Annotated in this window: 22 protein-coding genes, 1 pseudogene and 1 riboswitch; of the genes and pseudogenes, 5 read left to right on the forward strand and 18 right to left on the reverse strand. The window is 63.6% G+C overall.

Annotated features, from left to right (window positions below; all coding sequences use genetic code 11):
• On the reverse strand, positions 1–1,671 hold a 1,671-nt coding region (locus tag ACE03M_RS08730), incomplete at its 3' end, for a BCCT family transporter (RefSeq protein WP_485933613.1).
• Between the two features lie 219 nt (positions 1,672–1,890).
• The gene (locus ACE03M_RS08735; protein WP_485933583.1) at positions 1,891–2,988 is read right to left on the reverse strand and encodes a hypothetical protein; all 1,098 of its coding nucleotides are present in this window, start codon (positions 2,986–2,988) and stop codon (positions 1,891–1,893) included.
• Positions 2,989–3,250: 262 nt separating this feature from the next.
• On the opposite strand from ACE03M_RS08735, the gene ACE03M_RS08740 reads away from it, so the two are divergent.
• A complete protein-coding gene (locus ACE03M_RS08740; RefSeq protein ID WP_485933584.1) occupies positions 3,251–3,964 on the forward strand; it encodes a metal-dependent transcriptional regulator in 714 nt (237 codons plus the stop codon).
• 447 nt (positions 3,965–4,411) lie between these two features.
• Positions 4,412–4,523, reverse strand: a riboswitch (SAM riboswitch).
• Between the two features lie 138 nt (positions 4,524–4,661).
• Here the strand turns inward: ACE03M_RS08740 and ACE03M_RS08745 are convergent.
• The 7 genes and pseudogenes from ACE03M_RS08745 to ACE03M_RS08775 form a co-directional block, all read right to left on the reverse strand.
• Positions 4,662–6,170 (reverse strand): inorganic phosphate transporter, encoded by a 1,509-nt coding sequence (locus ACE03M_RS08745; protein WP_485933585.1) that lies wholly within the window; start codon positions 6,168–6,170, stop codon positions 4,662–4,664.
• A gap of 708 nt (positions 6,171–6,878) precedes the next feature.
• Positions 6,879–7,631 (reverse strand): annotated as a pseudogene (gene erm, locus ACE03M_RS08750) (23S ribosomal RNA methyltransferase Erm); the annotation flags it as partial.
• Positions 7,632–7,989: 358 nt separating this feature from the next.
• On the reverse strand, positions 7,990–8,895 hold the full coding sequence (locus ACE03M_RS08755) for a MerR family transcriptional regulator (protein WP_485933587.1): 906 nt from the start codon (positions 8,893–8,895) through the stop codon (positions 7,990–7,992).
• Positions 8,896–9,017: 122 nt separating this feature from the next.
• A complete protein-coding gene (locus ACE03M_RS08760) occupies positions 9,018–9,614 on the reverse strand; it encodes an HdeD family acid-resistance protein (protein ID WP_143923059.1) in 597 nt (198 codons plus the stop codon).
• A 47-nt stretch (positions 9,615–9,661) separates the two neighbouring features.
• On the reverse strand, positions 9,662–10,687 hold the full coding sequence (locus ACE03M_RS08765; RefSeq protein ID WP_485933589.1) for a slipin family protein: 1,026 nt from the start codon (positions 10,685–10,687) through the stop codon (positions 9,662–9,664).
• A gap of 120 nt (positions 10,688–10,807) precedes the next feature.
• On the reverse strand, positions 10,808–11,608 hold the full coding sequence (locus tag ACE03M_RS08770) for a glutamate racemase (protein ID WP_143923061.1): 801 nt from the start codon (positions 11,606–11,608) through the stop codon (positions 10,808–10,810).
• On the reverse strand, positions 11,605–12,177 hold the full coding sequence (locus ACE03M_RS08775) for an HAD domain-containing protein (RefSeq protein WP_485933592.1): 573 nt from the start codon (positions 12,175–12,177) through the stop codon (positions 11,605–11,607). The genes ACE03M_RS08770 and ACE03M_RS08775 overlap by 4 nt, the downstream gene beginning before the upstream one ends.
• Before the next feature lie 115 nt (positions 12,178–12,292).
• Between ACE03M_RS08775 and ACE03M_RS08780 the strand changes: the two genes are divergently transcribed.
• A complete protein-coding gene (locus tag ACE03M_RS08780; protein ID WP_485933594.1) occupies positions 12,293–13,015 on the forward strand; it encodes a helix-turn-helix domain-containing protein in 723 nt (240 codons plus the stop codon).
• On the opposite strand, the gene ACE03M_RS08785 is transcribed toward ACE03M_RS08780, so the two are convergent.
• On the reverse strand, positions 12,998–13,414 hold the full coding sequence (locus ACE03M_RS08785) for a VOC family protein (RefSeq protein ID WP_143923064.1): 417 nt from the start codon (positions 13,412–13,414) through the stop codon (positions 12,998–13,000). The genes ACE03M_RS08780 and ACE03M_RS08785 overlap by 18 nt on opposite strands.
• 83 nt (positions 13,415–13,497) lie before the next feature.
• Complete coding sequence (locus ACE03M_RS08790) at positions 13,498–13,899, reverse strand: acyl-CoA thioesterase (RefSeq protein WP_485933596.1); 402 nt, start codon at positions 13,897–13,899, stop codon at positions 13,498–13,500.
• Positions 13,900–14,077: 178 nt separating this feature from the next.
• Here ACE03M_RS08790 and ACE03M_RS08795 point away from each other — a divergent pair, with 178 nt between their 5' ends.
• Entirely contained in the window at positions 14,078–15,226 is a 1,149-nt protein-coding gene (locus ACE03M_RS08795; RefSeq protein WP_485933598.1) for a CaiB/BaiF CoA transferase family protein, read from the forward strand.
• A gap of 19 nt (positions 15,227–15,245) precedes the next feature.
• Here ACE03M_RS08795 and ACE03M_RS08800 read toward each other — a convergent pair whose 3' ends face one another.
• The 4 genes from ACE03M_RS08800 to ACE03M_RS08815 all read right to left on the reverse strand — a co-directional run bounded on the left by ACE03M_RS08800 (position 15,246) and on the right by ACE03M_RS08815 (position 20,422).
• Positions 15,246–16,214, reverse strand: coding sequence for an electron transfer flavoprotein subunit alpha/FixB family protein (locus ACE03M_RS08800; RefSeq protein ID WP_485933600.1), 969 nt, complete (start codon positions 16,212–16,214; stop codon positions 15,246–15,248).
• Positions 16,211–16,987: an electron transfer flavoprotein subunit beta/FixA family protein gene (locus tag ACE03M_RS08805; RefSeq protein WP_485933602.1), complete on the reverse strand. Its 777-nt coding sequence runs from the start codon at positions 16,985–16,987 to the stop codon at positions 16,211–16,213. Before ACE03M_RS08805 ends, ACE03M_RS08800 begins: the two co-directional genes overlap by 4 nt.
• A 3-nt stretch (positions 16,988–16,990) precedes the next feature.
• Positions 16,991–19,504 carry a GcvT family protein gene (locus ACE03M_RS08810; RefSeq protein ID WP_485933604.1) on the reverse strand — a complete coding sequence of 838 codons (2,514 nt, stop codon included), beginning with the start codon at positions 19,502–19,504 and terminating at the stop codon, positions 16,991–16,993.
• A gap of 141 nt (positions 19,505–19,645) precedes the next feature.
• Entirely contained in the window at positions 19,646–20,422 is a 777-nt protein-coding gene (locus ACE03M_RS08815) for an IclR family transcriptional regulator (RefSeq protein WP_485933606.1), read from the reverse strand.
• A gap of 121 nt (positions 20,423–20,543) precedes the next feature.
• Here ACE03M_RS08815 and ACE03M_RS08820 point away from each other — a divergent pair, with 121 nt between their 5' ends.
• On the forward strand, positions 20,544–21,293 hold the full coding sequence (locus ACE03M_RS08820) for an IclR family transcriptional regulator (protein WP_485933608.1): 750 nt from the start codon (positions 20,544–20,546) through the stop codon (positions 21,291–21,293).
• A gap of 105 nt (positions 21,294–21,398) precedes the next feature.
• Here ACE03M_RS08820 and ACE03M_RS08825 read toward each other — a convergent pair whose 3' ends face one another.
• The 3 genes from ACE03M_RS08825 to ACE03M_RS08835 form a co-directional block, all read right to left on the reverse strand.
• Positions 21,399–22,304 (reverse strand): sigma-70 family RNA polymerase sigma factor, encoded by a 906-nt coding sequence (locus ACE03M_RS08825; RefSeq protein ID WP_485933609.1) that lies wholly within the window; start codon positions 22,302–22,304, stop codon positions 21,399–21,401.
• A gap of 14 nt (positions 22,305–22,318) precedes the next feature.
• Positions 22,319–22,819 (reverse strand): carboxymuconolactone decarboxylase family protein, encoded by a 501-nt coding sequence (locus ACE03M_RS08830; protein WP_485933610.1) that lies wholly within the window; start codon positions 22,817–22,819, stop codon positions 22,319–22,321.
• Positions 22,820–22,964: 145 nt separating this feature from the next.
• Positions 22,965–23,825, reverse strand: coding sequence for a methylenetetrahydrofolate reductase (locus ACE03M_RS08835; RefSeq protein ID WP_485933611.1), 861 nt, complete (start codon positions 23,823–23,825; stop codon positions 22,965–22,967).
• Between the two features lie 156 nt (positions 23,826–23,981).
• Here ACE03M_RS08835 and ACE03M_RS08840 point away from each other — a divergent pair, with 156 nt between their 5' ends.
• Positions 23,982–25,286: an aminomethyl transferase family protein gene (locus ACE03M_RS08840; protein ID WP_186293107.1), complete on the forward strand. Its 1,305-nt coding sequence runs from the start codon at positions 23,982–23,984 to the stop codon at positions 25,284–25,286.
• Positions 25,287–25,635 lie beyond the last annotated feature (349 nt).

Here is a 25,635-nt window from a genome sequence, read left to right on the forward strand (position 1 = left end):
GGGGGCGCCCCTGGTCCGGCGCCTGCGGGTCCGGCCCTCTCGTTCGGCTCGCTCCATGCGCAGCACCTTCGAGAAGGAGGCCATGACGAGGTAGGCGATGACCGTCACCGGCAGGGCGAAGATCAGGGTCGCGTATTCCATCGTCGTCACCCCTCCCGCGACGAGCATGGCGATGGTCAGCACAGCAGTGACGACCGCCCAGAAGATCCGCAGCCATTTCGCTCCGTCCTCCTCGGGGTTGGGGATGGTGGAGCTGAAGTTCGACATCACCATCGCACCTGAGTTCGCACTCGTGAGGTAGAAGAGCAGACCGGAGAGCGTGGCCAGGCCGATGAGGAACGTCGATCCCGGGAACATGTCGAGGAGGGCATACCAGCCCTGTTCGGGTGAATCGATGGCCTGCTGAGCGAAGTCCCTATTGCCGCTGAAGACCTCAGAGAGGGCGGAGTTGCCGAAGATCGAGACGATGATGAAGTCGCAGATCACGGGTGCGGTGATCGCAGCGATGACGAACTCGCGCAGTGTGCGTCCACGGGAGATGCGGGCCAGGAACAATCCGACGAAGGGTCCCCAGGCCAGCCAGAATGCCCAGAAGAACAGCGTCCAGGCGCCCATCCAGGCAGAGCCGTCATCGACATAGGCGAACGTGGACAGGGTGCGCTCTGGCAGAGTGAAGATGAAGCGGCCGATGTTCTCGACCAATGCATTGAGCAGGAATGCCGTCTTGCCGGTGACGAGGATGTATAGCATCATCGCGGCACAGGACCAGAGGTTGAGCTCGGAGACCAGGCGGATGCCCTTGTCGACGCCGGAGGTGCAGGCCGCGATCGTCATGATGACCGCGACGATGACCAGCGCGATCTGCAGGGCGAGGCCCTGCTGCAGACCGAAGAGTTCGGAGAAGCCGACGTTGAGCAGGACGACGCCGATGCCCATCGAGGTGGCTACGCCGAAGACCGTGCCGACGAGCGCGAAGATGTCGATGACGTCACCCGTGGCTCCGCGCACCCGCTTGCCCAGCAAGGGGTAGAGAACTGCGCGGATCGACAGGGGCATGCCCCAGCGGTAGGCGAAGTAGCCCATGGCCATGCCCAGCAGCGAGTACATCGACCAGCCGGCGATGCCGTAGTGGAACATCGTCCACACCACAGCGTCCTGCGCGGCGGCCGCTGACTCGGGATCAGCGTTGACCGGCTGCAGGAACTGGGTGATCGGCCCGGTCACGGAGTAGAAGAGCATGTCGATGCCAACACCGGCGGCGAAGAGCATCGCGACCCAGGTGAACAGGTTGTACTGCGGCCGGGAATGATCCGGGCCCAGACGGACCGAACCTTCTTTTGACAGGGCGACCCAGAGGACGAAGGCGATGACGACGGTGACCGTGAGAACGTAGTACCAGCCGAGGTTGGTGGCGATCCAGTCGACGATCGATTTCATCGTCGTCTGCGCGAAGCCGGGCATGAGCATTGCCCAGATCGAGAAGCCGAGGATCACCGCCGAGGAGATGATGAAGACCTTCCAGTTGACCCGGGATCCCCGCTCGTCCGTGAGCTCGGCAGGGCCGCGGCTCATCTCCGTGCTGGAGATCGGAGGGCGCTTCTCAGGGTCGACGTCTCGGGCAGATCTGTCGGTTCCGCCGAAGCGCTCACGCTCGACGATGGGCCGTTTCATCTTCTCTTCGTTGGGATCCTGCACGCATAACCTCCGGTCGGAAACTCTGGACTCGCCCAAAAGGGCACCGATCTATCGTAGACTCTCGGTGCTTTGCCAGGGACTCCGCCCCCTATTTTCAGGGCGAGTTCGCTAGCTTCGGGCAGCCCGTGTCACCCGGCAGAGGCGGTGAGGAGAGGCCCTAAAGGTCTGGCTCTCAGCCGCGGACCAGGTTTGTTCTCAACCGCGGAGCTGTCCGGTTCGTGCGAGACGGGTGACCGCCTCGGCGAAGGCACGGGACTGCTCGGGATCTCCACCGACGACGCGCATGTCCTGGTGGTCGCGGAAGTGCGCAGTGGTCATCAGATCGTGGCCCACGCGCTCAGAGCTGGCGCCGAGGAGCTGCCCGGGACTGGCCTGCTCGAGAATGAAGGTCCGATCAGATCCGAGGATCGAGGCACGGACGAACCTCTGATTCGTGGCGATGAGCATCTGCGGTTCCGGGGTTCGCTCACTCTTGAAGTGCATGAGCAGTTCCTCTCCATCCCGGAGCATGTCGAACGGCGGCGGACCTGGAGTGGGCTGGCGTTGAAGATCGGGGCCGAACTGCGCCGAACGCCGTCGCTCCCGAGCACTCAGTCGGGGGTGGTTCGCATCGTAGCGATTCACTCGGGCGATGGCCAAGGCGCGGGCACCGATGACGGCGATCAGGGTCAAGGGCAGAGCGAGTGCGGCCATCGTCAGCGCCGGGCCGGTCGACTGCTCCGGGAGGAATATGAAACCGACAGTGATGCCGAGGGCGACGATGACCATGATGACCATCGCCGTGATGAAGAGACCGAACCGATCACGGTTGAACGCCTCGGCGATGGAGGCGAACATGAACCCGATGTTTGTGCTGGCCCAGCACAGGAGAAAGAGGGTGAGGGCGGGAGCTGGTGATGTGGCGTAGTCACCCCACACCGTTCCCGGACTTCCCGGGAATTCGGCAATCGAATGCCAGATGAACACCGAGGCTGCGCAGAAGACCGCGAAGATGGGCCCCACCGACAGCACCTTGTACCAGGACTGTCGGATGAAACCGGTGTACGAATCAGGCGCCCGGGGGATGTGAGAATCGGCGGCGGCAGCGGCTGACTTCGATGAGTCATCCTCGTCGAAGAAGATGATCGCAATCGAGTGATAGAGGCCAAGCAGGCCGAAGCACGCCGTCGCGGCACCTTTGGGGTCGAAATCCCCGATGCGGCTGGCCCGGGGGTCGATGCCGGCGTTCGTGAGGAAGAAGATGACCACCATGAATAGTGCGAGAGCCACTGCATAGACCAGGGTCGTGCTCAATTTATGCGTCCTCATCCTCATGCTGTGATTCTTCCAGGCTGCACCTTCTCCCGGAGACGAAAGATGTTCCAGATCAGTGACCCCTCGTGTCGGGGCGGAACAGGCTTAACCCGGGCCGAAGCCCAGACCGGGCGCATTCGATGGGTCGGCAGTGTCGTCAGATCTCAACGGCTGTCCGGCATTCATCGCACTGGATCTGCTCAGGTGTCACTCCCGACTGTCGACGAGGACCGATTCTGATCCCATCGGCTACGCTGAGCGCATGCGTGCAGGCGAAGTATCCGAGGTCAGCCAGGACTACCTCAAGGCGATCTGGTCGGCCCAGGAATGGGGCGGGACTCCGATGACCGCGACTGAGCTGGCGAACCGCTTCGGCACCACCAAGGCCAATGTCACCGAGGTGCTCAAACGTCTCGACGAGCTCGGGCTCATCGTCCGCGTGCCCTATCGCCCTCCGGTGCTGACGTCGAAGGGTGAGACAGTAGCCCTATCGATGGTGCGCAGGCATCGCCTGCTCGAAACGTTCCTCGTCGAATCCTTGGGCTATGGCTGGGACGAGGTCCACGACGAGGCGGAGATCCTCGAACACGCGGCCTCGGACCGACTTGTCGATCGTATCGACGCGTTCCTCGGCCGTCCCCAGGCCGATCCTCACGGGGACCCGATCCCCGGCCCCGACGGGAAGATCGAGTCCCATGATTCCTCGCTCCTCCTCGCCGAGGCGGAACCCGGGGCCTACACGGTCATCCGGGTCTCGGACGCGGATCCCTCAGTCCTTGCCCACCTCGCCGAGGTGGGGGTGCGCCCGGGTGCACGCCTCGACGTCGCCGAGAGAGAGGACGGCGGAGCTGTCTCGATTTCGGTGTTCAGCGAACCCCTCGAATCGGAGCAGCCCGGAGCCGGAAAGGGCGACATGAAACGCATAGACGTGGACCGTCCGGTCGCCTCGGCGGTGTATCTGGAGGCATCAGGTTGATGTCGCGAACAGGAGCACCAGTTCGGCCGCTGTCCCCGGTGAGAAACCATCTTTGAGCACCAGCCGTGGCCACTCTTGCCAAAGCTCTGCTTCGAACGGGACGCCCGGAACCTGGTTGCGGTGGGTGACCTGGCGATGGTGCGGATGCGACCTGAAGGAATTCGGATCGATGGCACGGAGTGCTGCGAAAAGTGAATGGTAGTGGATCGGTGTGAAACCACAGTCGCGTGCTTGATCGGCTGTCCGAGCCCAATCAGGTGCCGCGACCGGAGTTCCTCTCCTGATCGCCGCCGACATCTGAGCCTTGATGCTGGCTGGCAGGGGTCCAGGAGAGTGGTGGAGGATCACACGGCTCCATTCGAGGGCTTCCGTTTCGGAGAATCCCGGCCAGCGTTCGATTGCCTCGTGAGACACAGTGACACTCGTTTCTCGGGCACCATGCGCCCGGATCGAATCTTGCCAGCGCCGAATGGCGCCGACCCGTTCTTCCCCTGGGGCACCCGGTCGATGACGGGTTGCCGCGTGGCCGGCCAGGTACCGATAGCCACGACTCGTGAACGTGTGGACGGTTCTAGCGGAAGGGGCTGACACGGATGTTAGGAGCGGATCCGTCGGTGTCGATATCCCCACCTGTCGGTGAATGAGAAAGTCGGGGGGGGGGCCCGCTGTGCAGGCCCCCGAGGCGACTATCGGAGAATCAGCTCAAGAACGTACGCAGAGTGAGGACGCTGATGGCACCGATGCTCGCGGCGGCTGGCAGGGTGATGACCCAAGCCATGGCGATCGGCTTCATCAACTTCCAGTTCGCCGATCGGTTGACCAGACCTACGCCGATGATCGCACCGATGAGGATATGGGTGGAAGAGACGGGCAGGCCGCTGACTGAAGCCGCCATCACGACGGCCGCGGCAGCGAGCTCGGCGGCGAAGCCGGATGCAGGGTGGATCTCCGTGAGTTTGGTCCCGACCGTGGCGATGACCTTGCGGCCGATGAACCAGAGGCCGGCGACAAGGGCGATCCCGCAGGTGAGCATGGCAGCGAAGGGGACGGTCGCCTCGGAGCTGATGGTGCCGGTCTTGAGCACGTCGAGGACTGCGGCGAAGGGGCCGATCGCGTTGGCAATGTCGTTGGAGCCATGGCTGAAGGCGAATGCGGAGGCGGTGAACACCTGCATCCAGGAGAAGAGGACGTAGGTCGCCCGAGGCACAGTCTGCTTGCGCAGGGTCTTGGCGAAGACGAACACTGCCATCCACACGGCGAGGCCGATCATCGCCATGATGAGAATGCCGCCGACGGTGCCGACGGCCACGTCAAGGTTCTTCAGGCCCTTGAACAGGAGCATCGCGGTGAGGATGACGGCACCGCCTGCGGCGATGAGTGGAACCCAACGTTGAAGTGTGGAGTGCGAGCCGACCGGCTGATCGACCGAAGCCGCGGTATCGGGATCGCGCTCAAGGTCCATTCCGGCGTCTGCAGCGTGGCCGCTCTCGCCAGTCGGAGCCAGCATGTGGGGTTTGAGGGTCTTTGACAGGGCGTCGCCGAGGACGTACTTCTTGATCGCCCCGTAGATCAGGAAAGCGACGAGTGCGCCGAGAGCGGGGGAGAGGACCCAGGAGATGGCGATCATGCCGACCTCTGACCACTGCACCATGGCGAAGCTTCCGGTGCCGGTGACGAAGCCGATGGTCAGGGAGGCGCCGATGATGCCGCCGATGATCGAGTGCGTAGTCGAGACCGGCCAGCCCATGCGGGTGGCTATCAGCAGCCACACTGCCGCACCGAGGAGGGCGGCCATCATGATGTAGACGAACTCCATCGGGTCGAGGGAGACGGCACCCAGGTCGACGATTCCGCTCTTGATGGTGTCAGTGACATCGCCGCCGGCCAGCAGCGCACCGCTGACCTCGAAGACAGCCGCAACGAGCAGCGCCTGCTTCATCGTCAGGGTGCCTGCACCAACCGAGGTGCCGAAGGCGTTCGCCACATCGTTGCCTCCGATGTTGAAGGCCATGAACGCACCGAAGATGACTGTCGTGATCAGCACCATGCGTGGTGCGCCCTGGCTGACATAGCCGAATGACCACAGGGTGAAGGCGATGAGAGTGATCGCGAGCAGCAGACCGAAAGCCAGGTGCCAGCGACGATCATTGCTGCGGCCGACGGTCTGCGTCGGTGTGAAGGTCTCTGGTGCCAGAGCCTGGGTCATGCGCGTCTCCTAGCGAGGATCATGAGATGTATTTCCAGCTGTCTCCCATGATTCGCATTCTGGATGTCCGCAAGGTTAAGAGATAGATGAATGGAAGATGAACACACTCAGCTCTGCCGGCGAACAGCAGATGCACAATAGGCGTAGTTTATCTCGTGTTTACGTGAAGTTCCAGGTCAGATGGTACATAGCCGCCATCTGGTTCGAGCTCAGTGAGGATGTCTGCCGAGCGGAATTCTGGTTGTGATGATGGACACGCGGGCACGATTGGCTCGTGCCCGCGTGTGGCGTGATCGTCAGCCGTCAGCCGTCAGCCGTCAGCCGTCAGCCGTCAGCCGTCAGCCGTCAGCCTTGGCGCCGAGGCAGATTCCACCGCGGCTGAGGCTGGGACGGCTTGGCATGCTGCGGCATGAAACCGCGCTCGGCCTGCAGATGTCCCTTGTCGTGGCTCTTCGTCTTGGCCTCAGGGTCGGCACCCGGAATCTGGGCCTCGAGCTTCTTTGCCACCTGGTCGGCGCCGACGATGGGAATCTCGCCCGTGATCACCGGCTTCTCGGCAAGCAGGGGGATCTCTCCCGTTCCGGCCGCGACGCTGGGGTTCTTGTGTCCTTTGTCGTTTCGCATGGTGTTTCCCTTCTTCTGTGATTTCCTGCTCTGCTTCTGTGCAGCTGATGGGCTCTTCGTGGTGCTTGTCTCGGTCGTGCTGAGGGCCGAATACAGTCCGGCCCACTGTTCTGGTTTGAGGTCTCGTGGCAAGGTGTCTCCTCTGACGTCGTTGCGGTCCATCGTCGATTGCAGCGTGGTGCGGTCAGTGAGGTTCATTGTCGTGAGGATTCCTTTCATCCCACGTCCGCGTCCGGTGAAGGCTGTGCGGACGAATTGCTGGTAGTCCGACCTGTGCCGGTCCGGCACGAGACTGCTTGCCAGGCGATCGATGGTCAGGATGCCGCCGTCGACGCTGGGCTTCGGTGTGAAGGCATGGGCAGGTACGCGTTCGATGAGTCGGAAGTCGAACCACGGGGCCCATTGGGCGGTCATCATGGTCGATCCGCCGACGCCGGCGCGTTTGCGGGCCACTTCCCATTGGGTGAGCAGAACGGCGTTCTGCCACCTTCTGGCGCGCAGGAGTCTGCGCAGAATAGGTGTGGTCAGGTGGAAGGGCAGGCTGCCGACGATCACGGGCTGATCGAGCCTGGACCTCAGGACATCTGCGTGTTGGACCTGGGCGTGCGGGAATGAGTGTTCAAGGTGAGAGATCCTCGTTTCGTCGAGTTCCACGAGCGTGAGCGGTCTGCCTAGCTGGTACAGCTGAGCAGTCACCGCGCCGGTGCCCGGTCCGATTTCCAGAATGGGGCCGGTGGTGGCACGGGTGAGGTTCGCGATCGTGTGCAGGGTTGAGCGTGAATGTAAGAAGTTCTGACCGAGTTCGTGTCGGCCGCCGAATGTTGAATGAGGTCGCATGGGCGCGCTCCGGAGATGAAGAAGGGAGCACCCAAGGGCAGCGCAATGCGCGTGACGTGTGTCAGTGATTTGCGGCTTCGCCCAGGATGCAGATGACTATCCGGGTCGACAACGCGCTGCTACAGATCCTGCTCGATCGGTTCGGCGGCGACGGGTCCATCAATGGACCGGTGGTGCCGAGGGTTCGATGAGGTCAGTGGATCACAGGAAGTGAATCGAGCGCGCTGTCAGGCGCGGCGGTCACGAATGTAGAAGTTCAGCGCTGTCGTTGCGCCGCAATTTAATGTTCCCATAGTGAATAAGTTAGCACGCCGGTGGCGGGGGATCTAGTGCCCTGAGCCAGGAAACGAGACCTAGTTCATGATGCGGTGGATTCGTGGGCGGACATTTCTTCGGCCAGTTCTATGCAGCGCAGTCGAGCAGGGGACCAGTCGTAGGGCATCTTTCCAAATGCTTCGACCACGTTCATGGACCCTTGCTCCCTGTCAGAGTCTTCGCTGGCCTCGGCGCCACCGTCCTCGGCGACAGCAGGGTGCAGAACGTCCCAGGAGTCGAAGAGTGCTTCATCGTCCTGTGCCAGGCCGGATTCTTCTATCACGGCGTCCAGCGCCAGTTCGAAGGCGTGTCGCTCGGCGGCCACCTGTGCCACGCGGGGATCGTCGACGGCGATCGTGTCGTCAAGTGCCTCCTCTGCGGCATCGACGCGGTCTGATTCTTCCCGCAGATCCGGGTGAGTGGCCAAGGCGATGTAACGGGTGGCGTTGACCGCCGCACCGAGAGGGCCGAACATCCGCTCGATGACCAGCAGGTTATCCAGGTCCGCTTGGCGCAGCGAGCCCTCGGGCAGGCTCTCCAGACGGCTGGTGACGAAGTCGGAGAGCAGACCCATCCTGCTGCCGCGGGTGCGCATTCGCTGCACTGCAGTCCGCTGCCGCGCCAGTTCCGCCTCCTTGGCGACGAGGGTCCTCTCCAGCCTTTCCAGGATTCCCGCGACGCCGTGGTCGCTGTCGGGACCATCAGGAGCCGCGTCGACTAAGGCGTCTCGGATGTCATCCAGGGCGATCCCGGCCTCAGCCATCTTGCGGATCCACAACAGCTGGATCATCTCTTCGTAGCCGTAGCGGCGGCGGTCGTCGCTGCCCCGCTCGGGCTCGGGGAGCAGACCGATCTCGTGGTAATGACGGATCGCCCGCGGTGTGGTGCCGACAAACGATGCAGCATCACCGATCTTGACACGACGCGGCGGAACAAAGGACGAATTCATGAGTAGGGCCTTCCTCGGTGGGGCGGGATATGAGTCCATCGGACCACATGACGCTACGGGAGGTGCAACTCCTGGTCCGTTCGCCGAAACGAATGTTCACGTGCCTGCGAGGCGGTCGGGGCTTATTCGATGATCTCGCCGCTGATGATCTCGCCGCCACCATCCTCAGGCGGCCTGCGGTGCGGATCCTGGCGAATGGCCTCAGCAGTCTTGCGCAGACGCCAACCGAGGGCGACCAATGCGATGCCGACGATGACTATGAAGATCGCGAGCGTGAAGATCAGTGCGGTGACCCCCGACTGTGGGGCGAAGAGGAAGAAGCCGCCGAGGACGATGCCGGCGATTCCGATGATCGTCAGCAGCCACCACATCCGCACACCGATCCGGCGAATGAACAGGGAGACGGTGACGGCGAGGAAGCTGAAGAAGATGATGGCGAACCCGGTCACTATGGCGACGAAGGACGCGAAGAGCATGGGGGAGAAGAAGATGAGTGCACCGAAGAGAATCAGCAGGACGGAACGGGCAACCAAGCTCCCCGAGCGTCCGCCCTTCGGAGCGAGGACGAAGGAGGAGACGGCGATGACGGCCAGCCAGACAGCGAAGATCTGGACGACCACCTCGGCGCTGGTGCCGGGCCACACCATCATGAGGACACCCACGAGAAAGGCGATGACGCCGTTGACGATGACTGTTCTGCCGGTGCGCTTCAGGTCCATGTCTCAAGCGTAGTCACTCGGGATGGAAGCTCGCTGAGCAGATTGGATTACGCCGGTGCCTTGTCGTCGTTCGCAGCTCTGCTCGCCGAGGCTGCCGTGTCGTTCTCGTTGCCGGGCAGCTTGAACGATGCCGGCAGGTGCATCGTCTCGTTCAGCCTCACTGAATCGGAGAGGGCACGGACCATCCCGTTGAGATCGTCCAGCGAATGTTCTGTGTCCTTGGCCCCGAAGGTGGCGCTCATCGAGGCGTTCGTCGCCGCGGCAGGACTGTCGCTGCTCGACGTCCCCGCGGGGACGTCCTCGGCTGAGGTCGATGCCTTCGGGGTGTTCCCCTCAAGGAAACGCAGCAACTCGACCGGGAAGGGCAGAACCAGAGTCGAATTCCTCTCGGAGGCGACTTCGACGATCGTCTGGGGCAGACGCAGCTGCAGAGCCGCAGGCGTATCCGCCATCGCGCTTGCTGCCTGGGCGAGCTTGTTCGAGGCCTGGAACTCACCGTCGGCGATGATCACGCGTGAACGACGCTCACGTTCGGCCTCCGCCTGGCGCGACATCGATCGCTTCATCGACTCCGGCAGGGCCACGTCCTTGATCTCGACTCGGTCGATGTGGACGCCCCAGTCGACGGCCGGGCTGTCGATCATGATGGCCAGACCCTGATTGAGCCGCTCTCGGTTCGTGAGCAGATCATCGAGATCGCTCTGGCCGATGATCGAGCGCAGAGACGTCTGTGCCACCTGTCCGACGGCGAGCTGGTAGTTCTCGACATCGACGATGGCACGCCTGGGATCGACGACCTTGAAATAGATGACCGCATCAACCCGGACGGTGACATTGTCACGAGTGATGCCTTCCTGGGCCGGGATCGGCATGGTGATGATCTGCAGGCTGACCTTTTCCAGCCTGTCCACGAATGGGATGATGGCCGTCATGCCGGGATGCTTGGGTTCCTCAGTGACTCGACCCAGGCGGAACACGACACCGCGCTCGTACTGTTTGACGATCTTCAGACTGTTTCCGAGGCCGATGGCACCGAGCGCGATCAGACCGAAGATGAGAATTAAGAAGAACATCGAACCGCCTCCTCAGACGATTGCCTGTCCTTTTAGATTAACCCCGTTGCAGCAAAAAAGACCCGGTGCGGCGACAATGCTGAGCCGACTCCCGGCAATGGTCCAAAGAGTCGCGAACCATCAGGATGCTGCTGTCGCGATTCGCTCTCGCGCCAGCAGTCGTCTGCCGGCGGGATAGGCATCCAATGACTGGGGCAGGCGCACGAGTCGACCGGAGGCATAGGTGGCGATGACCTCGCCGGTGTCGGGCTGATTCGGGCTGACGCCGTGGGCCTCGACTCCGATCCTGCGCAGGGTCTGCTTCGCCACCGGAATGGGGGAGTCGAAGAGTGTGATCGCGCCGGCCCGGGCGGCCATGATCCGGTCGGCGACCAGGCCGTAATGGGTGCATCCGAGCACGATGGTCTCCATGCCGGGATCCATCTGGTTCAGGGCTGCGTCGATCGCGGAATCGATCGTGGCGATGTCAGCCTCATTGATCGCCTCGGCGAGGCCCGGGCATGCCACCTTGGACACGGTCACCTCGGCGGCGAAGGTGTCGATGAGGTTCTGCTGATAGGCGCTGCCCGTCGTAGCCGGGGTCGCCCAGATGGCGAAGTCCTGCCCGGTCCCGGCCGCCATCTTCACAGCCGGCACGGTGCCGATGACGGGAATGTCGGGTTCGTAGCGGGCGCGTACGGCCTCGAGGGCTTGGACGGAGGCGGTGTTGCAGGCGATGACGATCGCATCGGGCTCCCACTCGGCAAGCACTGCCGCCGAGTTCAGGGCTCTGGCTTCAAGGGCTTCGGGGCTGAGGCTGCCGTAGGGGGTGAAGTCCGGGTCCATGGCCAGGATCAGGTCCGCGTGCGGAGCCAGGTGGAACAGCGCATCGGCGGTGCCGAGCAGCCCGAGTCCGGAATCGAGCAGACCGATACGCGTCATGAATCCTCTTTCGGGTAGGCGAATTCTCTGATCTCCTTCAGGTGCGCCTTCGTCAGGCCCTGCGCGAATTCAGGAGCAATGAGTTTGAGCCGGTTCGCCGGATAGTGCTCGACGAAGTAGTCGTGGGTGGCCGGTGCTGCGAGATCGTCGTCGATCCAGACGGCCCGACCGTGTTCGTGCTCAGCGAGCCAGTCCTCCATGGCACGGGCCTTCCACCACAGGTGCGGATCGTTGGCGTAGCGGTTGTGAGACTCATCGGGCATTTCAATGACCTCGAAGGAGTTGCGCAGACCGAACTTCGGCTCCAGTTCCGTTTTGCACCGCTGAGACCAGGTGGAGAGCCACACGACGTCGACATCGTGGGTTTCGACGAGACGGTCGAAGAACGTGATCACCGCAGGCTTATAGTGCATTTCGTAGTGCCAGGCCTGCAGCTTCTTGCGCCCTTCGGTCATGATGCGCAGTTTGGGCACCGGGTACGAGTTGAGCACTCCGTCGACGTCGAGGAAGACAGTGACATGCCGTGCCTGCCGACGTGCTGATGTCGGCGAGGGGGATGCAGCTGCCATTGTTCCTTCCTGGGGGAGTCTCGTACCGGCTAGTCTGAGAACAGACGGCGTCGGCCTGGGACGGGCCGATGAATTCCAAGAATACCGCTCGAAACTGAAGAAGGACGAGCACCCTATGTACACGGAGATGCGCATCCCCAGGCTCCGTGCTTCGCTGTGGACGTCGACCCCCGACGCCTGCCCGACATCGGCCCTCGCCGAGGTGGCTGCGAGCGTCCCGTCCGAGCCTTCCCTCATCGTGCCCGACGGCTGTATGGATCTCATCGTCATCGATTCCCGCGTCGTCGTCGCCGGAGCAGACTCCACTGCACGAACCTTCCGAACTACGCCGACGAGTGGTGCAGCGGAGCTGGTCGTGGGGCTGCGCTTCGACCCCGGAGTGCTCCCGCAGCTGCTGACCACCTCGGCGGCCGAGCTCGCCGACGCAGTGACCCCTCTCGACGCTGTGGTGACTGCAGGCAGTCGCGTAATCGTCCCCGAACTCGGACCTGGTGTCGGGCAGAGGCAGCTGTTGGACATCGCAGAGATGCTGACGGCGCGGGCCGACATCGATTCGACGCCGTTTGAGCTGGCGGGGCTGCTCAGCGTGCGTGAGGAATCACCAGCGCCGGACATCGCCGAGGTGGCCGCACAGTTCGCCTACTCACCCAGACAGCTGCGGAGGCTGTCTTCCGCATGGTTCGGCTACGGACCCAAACACCTGTCGAAGGTCCTACGCTGGCAGGCCGCACGGGCCCTCATCGACGCAGGTTCCACTCGCACAGCGGCCGCAACGGCAACGGGATACGCCGATGCGGCCCATCTGTGGAGAGACGAGAAGTCACTGCTGGGCCGGTGAGTCCAGTGCTGCGAAGAGGTCGACATAGTTGTCGTCGGGATCGGAGACCACGGCGTACCGCTGACCCCAGAAAGCATCCCACGGTTCGTGGACGACTCCAGCCACGGGATCGGAACCGGCACCACCGGCAGTGAGCTGGGTAAATGTCGTATCGACCGCCTCGGCGGTGGAACAGTCGAAGGCCAGGGACATCTTGTGGCCACCGGTCGGCCAGGTCCATTCGGGATCGATGCTGAGCATGACCGCCTCAGTATCGAGGAGCAGGCGGAGGTTGCCCGAGGAGAACTCCGTGTGCGGAGCATCCGCGCCGCCGTCGACGAGGTCGAGGCCGAGCGAAGAGTAGAACTGCACTGCTGCGGACATGTCTGCGGTGATGATTGAGATCGCGTCGAGTTTCATGTTCTCAGGCTATGGGCACGAGGCCCGGTCGAGCATGAACAGAACGGCCATCTTCCCGCAGAATCACTTTGGGCGGCAGAATCTCAGTCGGCTTCTGCGAGGTATTCCCCAAGGATGCTGCGGATGCCCTCGGGGATCGGCGAGGGCTTGCCGGTCTCCCGGTCGATGTGGACGAGGACGACGTCGGAGTTGAACACCTTCTGGCCGCTCTGGTCACCGCGGGTGTGGACGGTGAATGAGGAGTTGCCGATCCGCTTGACGGTCACCGTCATTGTGAGTTCGGGGCCGTACATGACGGGGAGCAGGTAGTCGATCGACTGGTTGGCGACGAGCATGCCACCGCCGGTCAAGCTCCCGGCCCTGGCCTCGTGGAGCCACCTGATGCGGCCTTCTTCGATGAGGGTGATCATGCGCGCGTTGTTCACGTGGCCGAGCATGTCCTGATCGGACCAGCGCACCTCTGGGGAATACTCGAATGTCTTCACGGACAACCTTTCGACTCATCTGCTTCGGAGACTCTCCGTCTCCGACTATGGGACGTTACCAGGGTGACCGGACGGTCCTGATCACCGGGACCTCTGATCGTCGGGTACGACCCTGCTGCCTCTTCGGACCTGATCGATCGTTCTATAGTGGAACATGTTTGATCGACGAAAGGAAATCATGGCAGTGCTCAAAGGCGTGCGCGTTCTCGACCTCGGCGGAATCGGCCCCGGCCCCTTCGCCGCAATGATGTTGGCAGATATGGGCGCCGAGGTGATTCGCCTTGATCCGCCGAAGACAGCCGGCCAGCCCATGAACCCTGTTCTTGACCGTGGCAAGAGGTCGATGACCGCAGACTTCAAGTCCGAAGCCGGCATCGACCTCGCCCGGTCCCTGGCTGCGAAGTCCGACATCGTCATCGAAGGCTTCCGCCCAGGCGCTGCGGAACGCTTGGGCCTCGGCCCCGACGATCTCCACGCGCTCAATCCTGCCCTTGTCTACGGGCGCATCACCGGCTACGGCCAGGACGGGCCGAAGTCGCAGAAGGCCGGGCACGACCTCGGGTACATCGCCTCGTCCGGACTGCTCAATCAGCTCGGCCGCGCGGGCGGTCCACCGCAGTTCCCCGCCAACCTCATCGGCGACTTCGGCGGTGGCGGAATGCTGCTTGTGGTCGGCGTTCTCGGTGCACTCACCAGCGCCCGCACCACCGGCATCGGCACCGTCGTCGACACCGCCATGATCGACGGTGCGAATCTCCTGTATTCGATGATGCACGGCTTCTCCAAGATGGGCATGTGGCGTCACGACGCACGCGGTCACAACCTCCTGGATTCCGGAGCACCGTTTTACGATGTCTATCCCACCGCCGATGACAGGTACGTGTCCGTTGCCTGCATCGAACCGGCCTTCTTCGCCGAATTCGTGCGCACTCTCGACATCGAGGACCGCCTGCCCGAACCGCTGGGGCAGATCGACCATTGGCAGCCGAAGCACTGGCCCATCATGCGACCAGTCTTCGCCGAGGCGCTCGCCTCACACACCTTGGCCGAACTCGAAGAGCTCTTCTCCGGTCACGACGCCTGCGTCGAACCGGTCCGCACCATGGCCGAGGCGAAGACCGATCCTCATAACCAGCACCGCGGACTCTTCTACACCGATGAGACCGGAATCGACCAACCCGCACCGGCACCGAGGTTCGGGCAGGCAACCGCCCCCACCTCAACTGGCGCGGCCACCTCAACAGGTACGGCCAGTGCAGGCCAACCTCGGCGGGCACCGGTCATCGGTGCCGACACCGACGCCGTGATCGCCGAATTGGGACTGTGAGGGAGCTCAGGGGCGAAGGTCAGCCGCGGCGGCTCCGGATCTCCTCATTGACGGCCCCGACGACCTCGTGGAGGTCGCCGATGATTGCGTAGTCGGCACGCTGGACCATCGTCGACTCCTCATCGGTGTTGATTGCGATGAGCGTCTTCGCACCCTCGATGCCGGCCATATGCTGGATCGCGCCGGAGATTCCACACGCAATGTAGACATCGGGTGTGATCCGACTGCCGGTCTGACCGACCTGCTCGGAATGCGGTCGCCAGCCCAGTCCCGTGACCACACGAGAGACACCCAGTGCCCCGCCGAGGTGGTCGACGAGTTCGAGGACCTCGCCGAATCCGTTCTCCGAACCGACCCCGCGACCAGCACCGACGACGGCGCGGGCCTGGGTCAGGCCCGAGGTGTCATTGTCAGCGGCGGTCTCGACCTCGGTGCGGACAACGCGGGTGCGCAGATCCTCGGACGCCGATTCCGGGGAGTGGCTGAGGATCTCCGGTGTCGTCGGTGTAGTCTCCTTGGGATTGCAGGCGTGACCGGCGAGGGTGAGAACCTGCAGGTCACCGCCGAGCTGAAGACGTTCGAACGCGGCCCCGCCGAGCACCTGCCGCAGCAGTCCCTCCTCATCGGCGGCCACGACATTGGCCGCCATCCGCTCCCCGGTTCTCACAGCCACATGCGTCATGAGCTCCATTCCGCGCGGAGTGCCCGAGGCCAGAACCGCCCCGGTCTCCGGCGCGATGTCGACCAGGGCCTGCGCCCAAGCTGTGGCCGAATACGCCTCGAGATCAGCAGACTCGAGGTGGTGGATTCGGTCCACACCGAGGGCTGCGAGTTGGCTGTGGGCGGACTCGCTGAGCGTGCCGATGACGGCAGCTTCGAGGATCGAACCGGCGAGGACGTCCGCGTTCGTACGGGCGAAGGTGAGCGCCTCGGCCGACGTCAGCGCCACCTCACCGCTCTCATCGGTTTCGACGAATACGAGAGTCATGATCTGATCACTCCGATCTCTTCCAGAACGTCGACCAGGGCCCCAGCTGCATCGGGGCCCTGGCCGAGGATGGTGACCTCATTCGCAGTCTCCGGTGGCAGCTCGAGGCCGATGCGCGGATTTCCGGCACCCGGTTCAGGTGCCACATATTCGGCGATGCGAGCCTTCTTCGCCTTCATCCGTCCGGTGATCGAGGGATAGCGCGGGTCGACGCCGCCCTCCTGGACCGCGATGACGGCAGGCAGCTCGAGCGAGAAGATCTCCGTGCCCGAGGGGCCGATCCCGCGGGCCTCGATCACGGGTCCGCCGCCGGGAGAGACGGTCGAGATGCTCGTCAGCACGGGGTACTCGAGGTCATAGGCCAGCCGGATGGGAACCTGGAAGTCGCCGGTGTCGGCGGCATCATTGCCCAGCAGCACAAGATCGAAACTCTGGCCCCTTTCGGCGCGGTCGCGGATGACGTCGCCGATGACCTGGGCGATGTCCTCGGGTCCGAAAGCACCCGGATCCTCGGCCTCGATGAGTATTCCGTCATTGGCGCCCACGCCCACGGCCGCGCGCAGCTGTTCGACCGCCTCGGCGGGGCCCAATGTCAGTACCGTGACCTTGCCGCCGGTGGCTGCCGCGGTCTGGATGGCCAGCTCCACCGCGCATTCCTCATGCGCCGAGGTGGTGTGGCCCAGGTTCGAGTCATCGATGTCCGTGCCGGAGCCGTCGAGCGTGATCTGGCCCGAGATGTCGGGAATGCGTTTGATGCACACGAGGATGTCCATCGTCTACCTCCTGATGCTCTCGTTGTCGGGATCGAACAGTGGAGTGGCGTCGATCGAGGCCACCGTCACCGGGTAGGCCTCTTCCATGTAGACGACGGTGAGCTGGTTGCCCAGGACCGCCTCGGCGGGAGGAAGGAACGCCATGAGGACGTGCTTGCCCAGGCTCGGGGCTGACCCCGCCGAGGTGACGAAGGCGTGGTGCCCGTGCCCGTCGATGAGCGGCTGCCCGTCTTGTGATCGGATGGGTTCCCCGCCGAGCATGTAGCGCTTCTCGCCGCTGGCGCTCGTGTGATCATCGACCGTGAGCGAGCACAGGATCGCCTTCGGATCCTCCTCACGGTGGCGCAGGTGGGCGTCGCGGCCGACGAAGCCCTGCGACTTCACCTTCGGCCGAGCCATGCCGACCTCGATGACATTGCGGTCGGAGTCGAGTTCGGCACCGAAGGCGCGGTAGCCCTTCTCGATGCGGCCCGTCGTGCCGTAGACGCCGAGTCCCACCGGCACGAGGCCGTGTTCTGTTCCCGCCTCGGTGAGGACGTCCCAGAGTCTGAGTCCGGATTCCATGGGGATGTAGAGCTCCCAACCCAGATCGCCGACGTAGGAGATGCGGGAGGCCAGGACCTGCAGCGAGCCGACCTCGATGGTCCGGGCTGTGCCGAACTTGAAGCCTTCGTGGGAGATGTCTGCGTTCGTGACCTGGGACAGGATGTCGCGTGCTCGTGGCCCCCAGAGGCCGATCGTCGTCCACGAGGAGGTGAGGTCGGCGATCTGGGCACCTGTCTCCGGGAGCCGATCGGTGAACCATTTGACGTCGACCATGCCGTGGGCAGCGCCCGTGACGACGCGGAATCGGTCGTGGGCCAGTCGCATGATGGTCAGGTCCGAGCGGAACCCGCCGGCCTCGTCGAGGACCGGGGTGTAGACGACGCGACCGACGCTCACGTCCATCTGGGCCAGCACGATGGACTGGACGGCATCGAGGGCCGCAGGTCCGAATACGTCGAAGATGACGAAGCTCGAGAGGTCGACGAGTCCGGCGCGCTCACGCAGCGCGAGGTGTTCGGCATTGATGATCGGGGACCACCAGCGCGAGTCCCATTCGGCGGTGCGGTCCATGACGCGCTCGCCGAATTCCTCGAGCAGCGGCGAATTCGATGCGTACCACTGGGGGCGCTCCCAGCCGGCGACTTCGAAGAATACGGCGCCGAGTTCCTTCTCGCGCTCGTGCATGGGGGAGAGGCGGACATTGCGGTCGGAGTTCCACTGCTCGCCCGGGTGGACGATGCCGTAGGTCTTGATGAAGGCTTCCGAGGTGCGGGCCCGCACATGTTCGCGAGTGCGTTGGTGCGGGTGGAAACGGGCGATGTCGGCGCCCTGCACGTCGACCTCCGGACATCCGATCGTCATCCACTCGGCCACGGCTCGTCCCACGCCCGGGCCTTCCTTGACCCACACCGCTGCCGCCGACCACAAGCCCTTGACCTCGGGTGATTCGCCGAGGATGGGAGCACCGTCGGGAGTCAGGGACAGGAGGCCGTTGATCGCGTAGCGGATCTCGACCTCAGGGTTGGACAGGACATCGGGCATGAGTTCGAGGGCCTGTTCGAGCTGCGGGTCGAAATCGTCGTCGGTGAAGGGCATCTCCGTGGGGGAGAGCTTCGCCGCCTCGATCGATGGGATCTCGTCGGGTTCGTGAAGAATCGCCCGGTGAGCATAGGAGCCGATCTCCATGTCCGAGCCGTGTTGACGTTCGTAGCAGAAGGTGTCCATGTCGCGCACGATCGGGAAGGAGATCTCACCTGTCTGCTCGGACAATTGCGGAACCGGGCCGACGCTGATCATCTGGTGCACCGCCGGAGTCAGCGGGATCGCGGCACCGGCTATGGCCGCGATGCGCGGACTCCAGACACCGCAGGCGATGAGAATCTTATCTGTCTCGATCGGCCCCTTGGTCGTGTGGACGCGTGCGATCGCCCCGTTCTCGACGTCGATGCCGGTCACCTCGGTGTTCGGTGACACCGTGAGCGCGCCCTTGTTCTGCGCGGATTCGCGCATCATCGTCCCTGCCCCCACGGAGTCGACGACGCCGACCGTCGGTGTCCAGAAGGCACCGACGATGACACTGGGGTCGAGGAAGGGGACCTTCTCGACGACTTCTTCGGGGGTGACCAGGTGGGATTCGATGCCCCAGGCCTTCGCCGAGGCCATCCGTCGTCTCAGCTCCTGCATGCGCTCCTGGGTGCGGGCGACTTCGAAGCCGCCGGACTGCGTGAAGACGCCGAGTTCCTTGTACTGGCGCACGCTGTCGAGGGTGAGGTCCGTGATCTCGCGGGAGTGGTCGACCGGGAAGATGAAGTTCGAGGCGTGGCCGGTCGAGCCGCCAGGATTGGGCAGCGGGCCCTTGTCGACCTGGACGATGTCTCTCCAGCCGAGCTCGGCCAGATGGTGAACGAGGCTGTTGCCGACGATGCCTGCACCGACGACAACGACACTGGCCTGGGTGGGAATGGAAGCCATAGGAGGCTCCTCTCCGAAGGCATCTTCGCCTTCAACGGCACATGTTGCGTAATATGCAACGTGACGCACTATGTGAAACTGGGTGCTTCGATCGTCCTCCGCCCGCCGAGGTGTGTCAAGGGTTTGTTCAGCGAGCGCTCGTCAGCGCTCGCGCCAGCCGAACCGTGACGAGATGTCGGCGGCCGCAGCCACCAGCAGGTCCTTGGCGGCATCGACCTTTGCGTCGGTGAAGCGGAAGCCAGGGCCCGAGGCCGAGATCGAGGCGATGACATCGCCGTGGGCGTTGCGGATGGGTGCAGACACGGCGGTGAGGCCGACCTCGAGCTCGTCGATGACTATCGAGTGCCCGGCGGCGACAACCTCGGCGACTTCGGTGAGCAGGTGGGGGATCGAGGTCACCGTGTGCGGGGTGTAGGTCGGCAGCTTCGCCTCGAGCGCGGTGCGGATGCCGGTCTCGCTCAGGCCCGACAGGAGGACCTTGCCGTTCGAGGTTGCGTGCAGAGGGATGCGTTGGCCGACCCAGTTGTGGCTCTGGACAGAGGCGTTGCGCGATACCTGGTCGAGGTAGAGGGCCGCACCGTCGGAGAGGACGGCGACGTTGATCGTCTCACCGGTCTGCTCGGCTAAGCGCTTCGCGACGGGGCGGGCTTCCTGGACGATGTCGAGGCGTGCGGTGGTGGCCCCGGCGAGACGGAGGATGCCAAGACCCAGGCGGTACTTGCCGCGATGCTGGTCCTGTTCGACGAGGCCGCGGGCCTCGAGCGTGGAGACGATGCGCGACGCCGTCGATTTGTGCACGCCGAGTTCGGCGGCGATGTCGGTGACGCCGGCGAGCCCGGTGCGGGCGATGACCTCGAGGATCGTGACCGCGCGGTCAACCGACTGCACGGAGCCGGAGTGCGTCTCGCAGTTGCTCATCCCGAAACTGTAGCTCACATGACACAACACGGACAGAGGCGAACCACGTGTGATGTAGGGTGAATGCCGCCGGAGTGCCAATGGTGCCGCGGCATATCTTTCCCCGACGGAGTTGAGCGCTATGACCAATGGGACCCAGTCGATCGATCGCGCGGCAGAGATATTGTCGCTGGTGGTGAAGTCGGATGACCCGATCTCCTACACCGAGGTGGTGGAGTCGACGGAGCTGGCTCGCTCGACGGTCTCACGCCTGCTCTCCGCCCTCGAGCGCAACGGGCTGGTCGAACGTGACGGCGAGGGGCTCTATCGCGGAGGTTCTCTGTTCGCGACCTACGCTTCGCGCTTCGATCGCGTCGAAACGCTGGTCACGGCGGCCGATCCCACGCTGCAGCGGCTGAGTGAGGAGACCGGGGAGACGGTCAACCTCGCCGTTCCGAGCTCCACGGGCGTCGTGCAGGTCGCGCAGGTCGATTCGACCTTCGTCCTCGGCGCCACCAACTGGGTCGACGTGGAGGTGCCGGCGCACTGTTCGGCGCTGGGCAAGATCATGTACGCCTTCGAAATCATTCCGGTCCCCTCCGGCCGGCTGGAGCGGCGCACCCCGTACACCCTGGGGTCCCGGAAGGAACTCATGGACAACCTCGCCGAGGTGCGCGAACGCGGATATGCGCTCGTGCACGAGGAATTCGAAGAGGGACTCGATGCCCTTGCTGCACCCGTGTACGGCGTTGACGGCAGCGTCGTCGCAGCCGTTGGCATCTCGGGCCCGACCATGCGCATCGCTGACCACCACGAGACCGTCGGCAAACTCCTCGTCGACGAGGCAGGCCTGCTCTCCCGCAGCCTCAAGCGCAAGGTCACCCACCGGTAGGCACGCTCCCGACTCATGTCATCGACATTCTCGCGGTGGTGGCAGCATCTCTCTCACGTCTGATCGACCTCAACCCGGTGAGGAATGAGAAGTTTTCCTGCGAGTTCAGATCCGACCCAGCTTGTCCGGATTACTCACCAGCCGCAGGCTGCAGATGCGGCCGGCGGCATCGACCTGCGCCTCAAGGACATGGTCGTGATCGCCACGAACCACAGCGACGACCACTCCGCCGTTGACTTCGACGATCCCCTTGAAGTCCAGGCCGCTGGAGTCGCCGGGTGTGATGACGGAGCTGAAGAACCGTGTAATCCGTTCGGCACCGAAGATCGGATTGAGCGCGGAGGAGATCTTTCCTCCGCCATCTGCCCAGAACACGGCGTCCTCGGCCAGCAGCAGCGAAAGTGCAGTGGACAGATCCCCACTGTGGATGGCGTCGATGAGGCGAGTCAGCACCGTCCTGTCCGCTGCGCGAGTCACCGGCTGGTCAACGTCGAGACGGCGCGCCGCCCGTGAGACCATCTGCCGCACAGCGGCCGGCTTCTTCGAGAGAATCCGGGCGACCTCCTCGGCGCTCATATCGAATGCCCGAGTCAGGACGAAGGCCGCTCGAGCCTCTGGGCTCAGCTGCTCGGCAAGGTGGAGAAGAGTCAGCGACAACAGCTCCCGGTTCGCGACCGCGTCCTCAGGCAGCTGATCGGTCGCGACCGGCTCCGGCAGCCACGGGCCAGGATAGTCCTCCTTGATGTGTGAGAGCTGCCGGGAGTGGTCGATCGCACGTCGTACGCCCACCGTCGTCAGCCAGGCCGGCCAGGAAGCAATGGCCTCGCCGGTCTTGCGTTCGTGGACGACTGCGGCAATGCCGACTTCTGAGACCACATCTTCAGCATGGCCGGCATCGCCGAGGATGCGGTAGGCGATTCCGAACAGACGGCCCTTCTCAACGTCCCAGGCTCGGGTCGCCTCGGTGCTGGTGTCTGTGTCTTCGACGTTGCCGAGTTCGATCTCGTCCACCCATCCAATGTAGATCAGTCGGCCGATGATTCCGCGCCCGAGGCAGCGGTCACCTCGGCGGGCGCTGCAGACTCGTCGTCGACCGGTGGAGTGGTCTCGGTGGCGATCGCCAGGCGATTCCAGATGTTGATCGTGGAGATGGCCAGAAGCAGGTCGCCGAGCTGCTCGGCGTTGAAGTGCTTGGCCGCCTCGTCCCAGATCTCGTCCGTCACGGTCTCCGGGCCGAGCTTCGTCACCGCATCCGTGAGGGCGAATACGCTGCGCGCACTCTCATCGAACAGGGCACCTGCGTGCTGCCAGGCGGAGACAGCGAAGAGCTTTCGGGACGGGACGCCGAGCCGTTCCAAATCGGTCGAGTGCATGTCGACGCAGAAGCCGCAGCCGTTGACGATTGAGGCGCGGAGCTTGATGAGATCGTAGAGTTCGTCGCCGAGTGCAGTGCGGCAGTAGGTGTCGAGCCGAGCGACATGGGAGTAGCCCTTCTTGCTGACTTTGTCGAGGCTGATGCGAGCCATGAGTGTCCTTTCCTGACAGGAATGGCACGTTCCGGTGTGAACGCTGCTACAGACGTATTTCGCCTGTCACCAAGTTTGTCGGATGGCAGGCTCGAAGTGTGACATGGTCACACGAATCTGTTGTCGCTCAGGCGCGTCTGCTGCCTCAGGATGTGCTTGGGACCTCGTCGTTGTGGCCGAGAGCCGCAAGCTGCCTGCGCCGCCAGATCTCCGTGTCCTTGATCTGGTTGAAGGTATAGATGTGGAGGCCGGCCACGCCCATGGTCGGGTTGTCCAGCACAGGTGCGAGCTTGTCGAGGAACTTCCGGGGGTTGTAGCCGCCGGGTTTGGCCATCTTGGTGAACGTGACGGTGTTCTTGCGCAGGAACCGCGTCGATTCGCCGACCCCGATCTTCGATGCGACTCGGGCCAGCTTCGTCAATTCCACCTTGCCCGCGATGCCGAGGATGAGTGGCAGATCGATGCCGCGTGCTCGTACCCTGGCCAGCCAGGTGACTATGGTCCCAGGGTCGAAGCACAGGTTCGACACGAGGTGGGTGGCGTAGTCGCGTTTGTCCCACATCGCTTGGACGGTGACATCGTCGGGGATGAGCGGATGGGTCTCCGGATAGGCGCTGACGCCGAGGTGCTGGATCGGTGCCGCCATGCTTGCGAGGTCGGTGATAAGGTCGAGTGCTCCCGCATAGCCTCCCGCAGGAGGGGTGGCGTCGCCGGCCGGGACGAAGATCCGATCGATACCGGCCTGCGTCAGGCGGTCGACGATCTCCTCGAGTTCGGTTCTGCCTTGGACCATTCGTGCCGCGATGTGGGGCACCGCATGGAATCCGAGCGCCTGCAGCTGCTCTGCCGTGGACAGAGTCGCCTCAAGAGTCAGACCGGTCGAGGCGGTCACGGTGAGCACGCGGCCGGGCACGACATATTCGTGGACACGGTCGACCACGCCCGCGGTGGGGAGGATTTCGTACCGCGCGGACTTCAGCAGTGAGGCCAGAACTTCCTGTGACATCCTCGACTCCCTTGAGAGACTCCTGGGAAGTGGTCGACGGATGATGATTTACTTCGGAAACCCTTGCGTCCGCCGATGCTTCGATCCTACACTAAATATACCCATAATATGGGAATCCAGTTCCATATTATAGAACTGTTTGAGGCAGGGAACATCATGGACAACAACGTTCCATCAGTGGACCAAAGCGACAGACAAGTCCCAATCAACCTACGCCAATCAGGCCCCACACCGGTCGAGATGCTCATCGACACCCGAGTGCGGAAGTCTCCGTACTGGGAGCTGTCCATGCAGGAAGGCTGCTGGCGGGCCTCGATCTACAACCGGATGTACCACCCGCGCGGCTATGTGCCCCGCGAAGACGGCGGGATGATGGTCGAGTACCAGTCCCTCGTCAACGACGTGACCTTGTGGAACGTCGCCGTTGAACGACAGATCCAGGTCAAGGGTCCCGACGCCGAGGCGTTCGTGAACTATGTCATCACCCGTGACGCGACCAAGATCCCAGTCATGCGCGCTCGCTATGTGATCCTGTGCAATGAGGCCGGTGGCATCCTCAACGACCCGATCCTGCTGCGGGTGGCGATCGACGAATTCTGGTTCAGCCTCTCCGATACCGATCTCATGCTCTGGCTGCAGGGCGTCAATGTCGGCAAGGGATTCGATGTCACCATTGCGGAGATCGATGTTTCGCCGGTGCAGGTCCAGGGACCCAAGTCCGTCGACGTCATCGCCGACCTCGTCGGTGAGGAGGGACGTACCCTGCCCAGCTACGGGCTCATGGAGGCTCAGGTCGGCGGGCACGATGTCATCATCTCCCAGACCGGGTTCACGGGGGAGAAGGGCTACGAGATCTACCTCAAGGACTCGACGAAGTATGCCGAGGACATGTGGAACGCGGTGCTCGCAGCCGGCGTTCCCTACAACCTCAAGGTCGTCGCCCCCAGCCATCACCGCCGGATCGCGGCAGGCATCCTCTCGTGGGGTCAGGACATGGACTTCGAGACCTACCCGTTCCAGGTCAACCTCGCCTATCAGGTGCCGCGGAAGAAGGAGGCCGACTATATCGGCAAGGCGAAGCTCGAAGCTGTTCGTGAGCAGATCGCAGCCGGAACCCCACCGTTTCGGACCCAGCTCGTGGGGCTGTTGGTCGGCGGCAATCCGATCACGGACTACGCCCCCGACTTCTGGCTGGTCAGCGCCACCGCTGGAGGCGAGGCTGTCGGCTACGTGACGTCACCGTGGTATTCGCCGGAGCTCGAAGCCAATATCGCAATGGCCCATGTGCCGGTCGACGCCAGTGAGCTGGGTACCGAATACTGGGTGCATCTGCCCGAGCCCTTCGCCGACACACCGGGAGAGCCCGTCCGCGCCGAGGTGGTGGAGATGCCGTTCCGACCAAGCGTCAACCCCAACCAGCGTGAACGCCTGAAGATGAACGGCCTCGACGCCGCCGTCTGATCGGCGGCGAGTGACCGGATAGTGGGAGGTCTCTGCCTCTGAGTCCCGCTCCCCTGATCCGAGCGCGGTCACCGTGCACTATGCCGGTGGCCGCGCTCGCTTGTGCCCCCAGCTGGGTATTGCGCTCACCACAGTTGGGCACCTTGCTCCCCGCAGAGCCAAAGACTCCCCGCGCGGCTGCTGCCTCCTCGCGCGGCTGCTGCCTCCCCGCGGTGCCGATAGCAACCGCTGGTTTCACCTGAGGCACTGGTCGTGCCGATTCATACATCTGCGGCGGGGTGATTTGCGGCTTGCGGTGAGGTGGAGCCCACCAACACGCGTGCAACGAAGTGGGGGGGTCGGAGATGAC

This window comes from Brevibacterium sp. AGC70, from assembly GCF_057334195.1.

What these genes read in the sequence shown, in the direction of transcription:
- ACE03M_RS08740 (WP_485933584.1), top strand. Translation starts at nt 3,251, where the DNA reads ATGCGTGCAGGCGAAGTATCCGAGGTCAGCCAGGACTACCTCAAGGCG.
- ACE03M_RS08745 (WP_485933585.1), bottom strand. Translation starts at nt 6,170, where the DNA reads ATGACCCAGGCTCTGGCACCAGAGACCTTCACACCGACGCAGACCGTC.
- ACE03M_RS08755 (WP_485933587.1), bottom strand. Translation starts at nt 8,895, where the DNA reads ATGAATTCGTCCTTTGTTCCGCCGCGTCGTGTCAAGATCGGTGATGCT.
- ACE03M_RS08760 (WP_143923059.1), bottom strand. Translation starts at nt 9,614, where the DNA reads ATGGACCTGAAGCGCACCGGCAGAACAGTCATCGTCAACGGCGTCATC.
- ACE03M_RS08765 (WP_485933589.1), bottom strand. Translation starts at nt 10,687, where the DNA reads ATGTTCTTCTTAATTCTCATCTTCGGTCTGATCGCGCTCGGTGCCATC.
- ACE03M_RS08770 (WP_143923061.1), bottom strand. Translation starts at nt 11,608, where the DNA reads ATGACGCGTATCGGTCTGCTCGATTCCGGACTCGGGCTGCTCGGCACC.
- ACE03M_RS08775 (WP_485933592.1), bottom strand. Translation starts at nt 12,177, where the DNA reads ATGGCAGCTGCATCCCCCTCGCCGACATCAGCACGTCGGCAGGCACGG.
- ACE03M_RS08780 (WP_485933594.1), top strand. Translation starts at nt 12,293, where the DNA reads ATGTACACGGAGATGCGCATCCCCAGGCTCCGTGCTTCGCTGTGGACG.
- ACE03M_RS08785 (WP_143923064.1), bottom strand. Translation starts at nt 13,414, where the DNA reads ATGAAACTCGACGCGATCTCAATCATCACCGCAGACATGTCCGCAGCA.
- ACE03M_RS08795 (WP_485933598.1), top strand. Translation starts at nt 14,078, where the DNA reads ATGGCAGTGCTCAAAGGCGTGCGCGTTCTCGACCTCGGCGGAATCGGC.
- ACE03M_RS08800 (WP_485933600.1), bottom strand. Translation starts at nt 16,214, where the DNA reads ATGACTCTCGTATTCGTCGAAACCGATGAGAGCGGTGAGGTGGCGCTG.
- ACE03M_RS08805 (WP_485933602.1), bottom strand. Translation starts at nt 16,987, where the DNA reads ATGGACATCCTCGTGTGCATCAAACGCATTCCCGACATCTCGGGCCAG.
- ACE03M_RS08810 (WP_485933604.1), bottom strand. Translation starts at nt 19,504, where the DNA reads ATGGCTTCCATTCCCACCCAGGCCAGTGTCGTTGTCGTCGGTGCAGGC.
- ACE03M_RS08815 (WP_485933606.1), bottom strand. Translation starts at nt 20,422, where the DNA reads ATGAGCAACTGCGAGACGCACTCCGGCTCCGTGCAGTCGGTTGACCGC.
- ACE03M_RS08820 (WP_485933608.1), top strand. Translation starts at nt 20,544, where the DNA reads ATGACCAATGGGACCCAGTCGATCGATCGCGCGGCAGAGATATTGTCG.
- ACE03M_RS08830 (WP_485933610.1), bottom strand. Translation starts at nt 22,819, where the DNA reads ATGGCTCGCATCAGCCTCGACAAAGTCAGCAAGAAGGGCTACTCCCAT.
- ACE03M_RS08835 (WP_485933611.1), bottom strand. Translation starts at nt 23,825, where the DNA reads ATGTCACAGGAAGTTCTGGCCTCACTGCTGAAGTCCGCGCGGTACGAA.
- ACE03M_RS08840 (WP_186293107.1), top strand. Translation starts at nt 23,982, where the DNA reads ATGGACAACAACGTTCCATCAGTGGACCAAAGCGACAGACAAGTCCCA.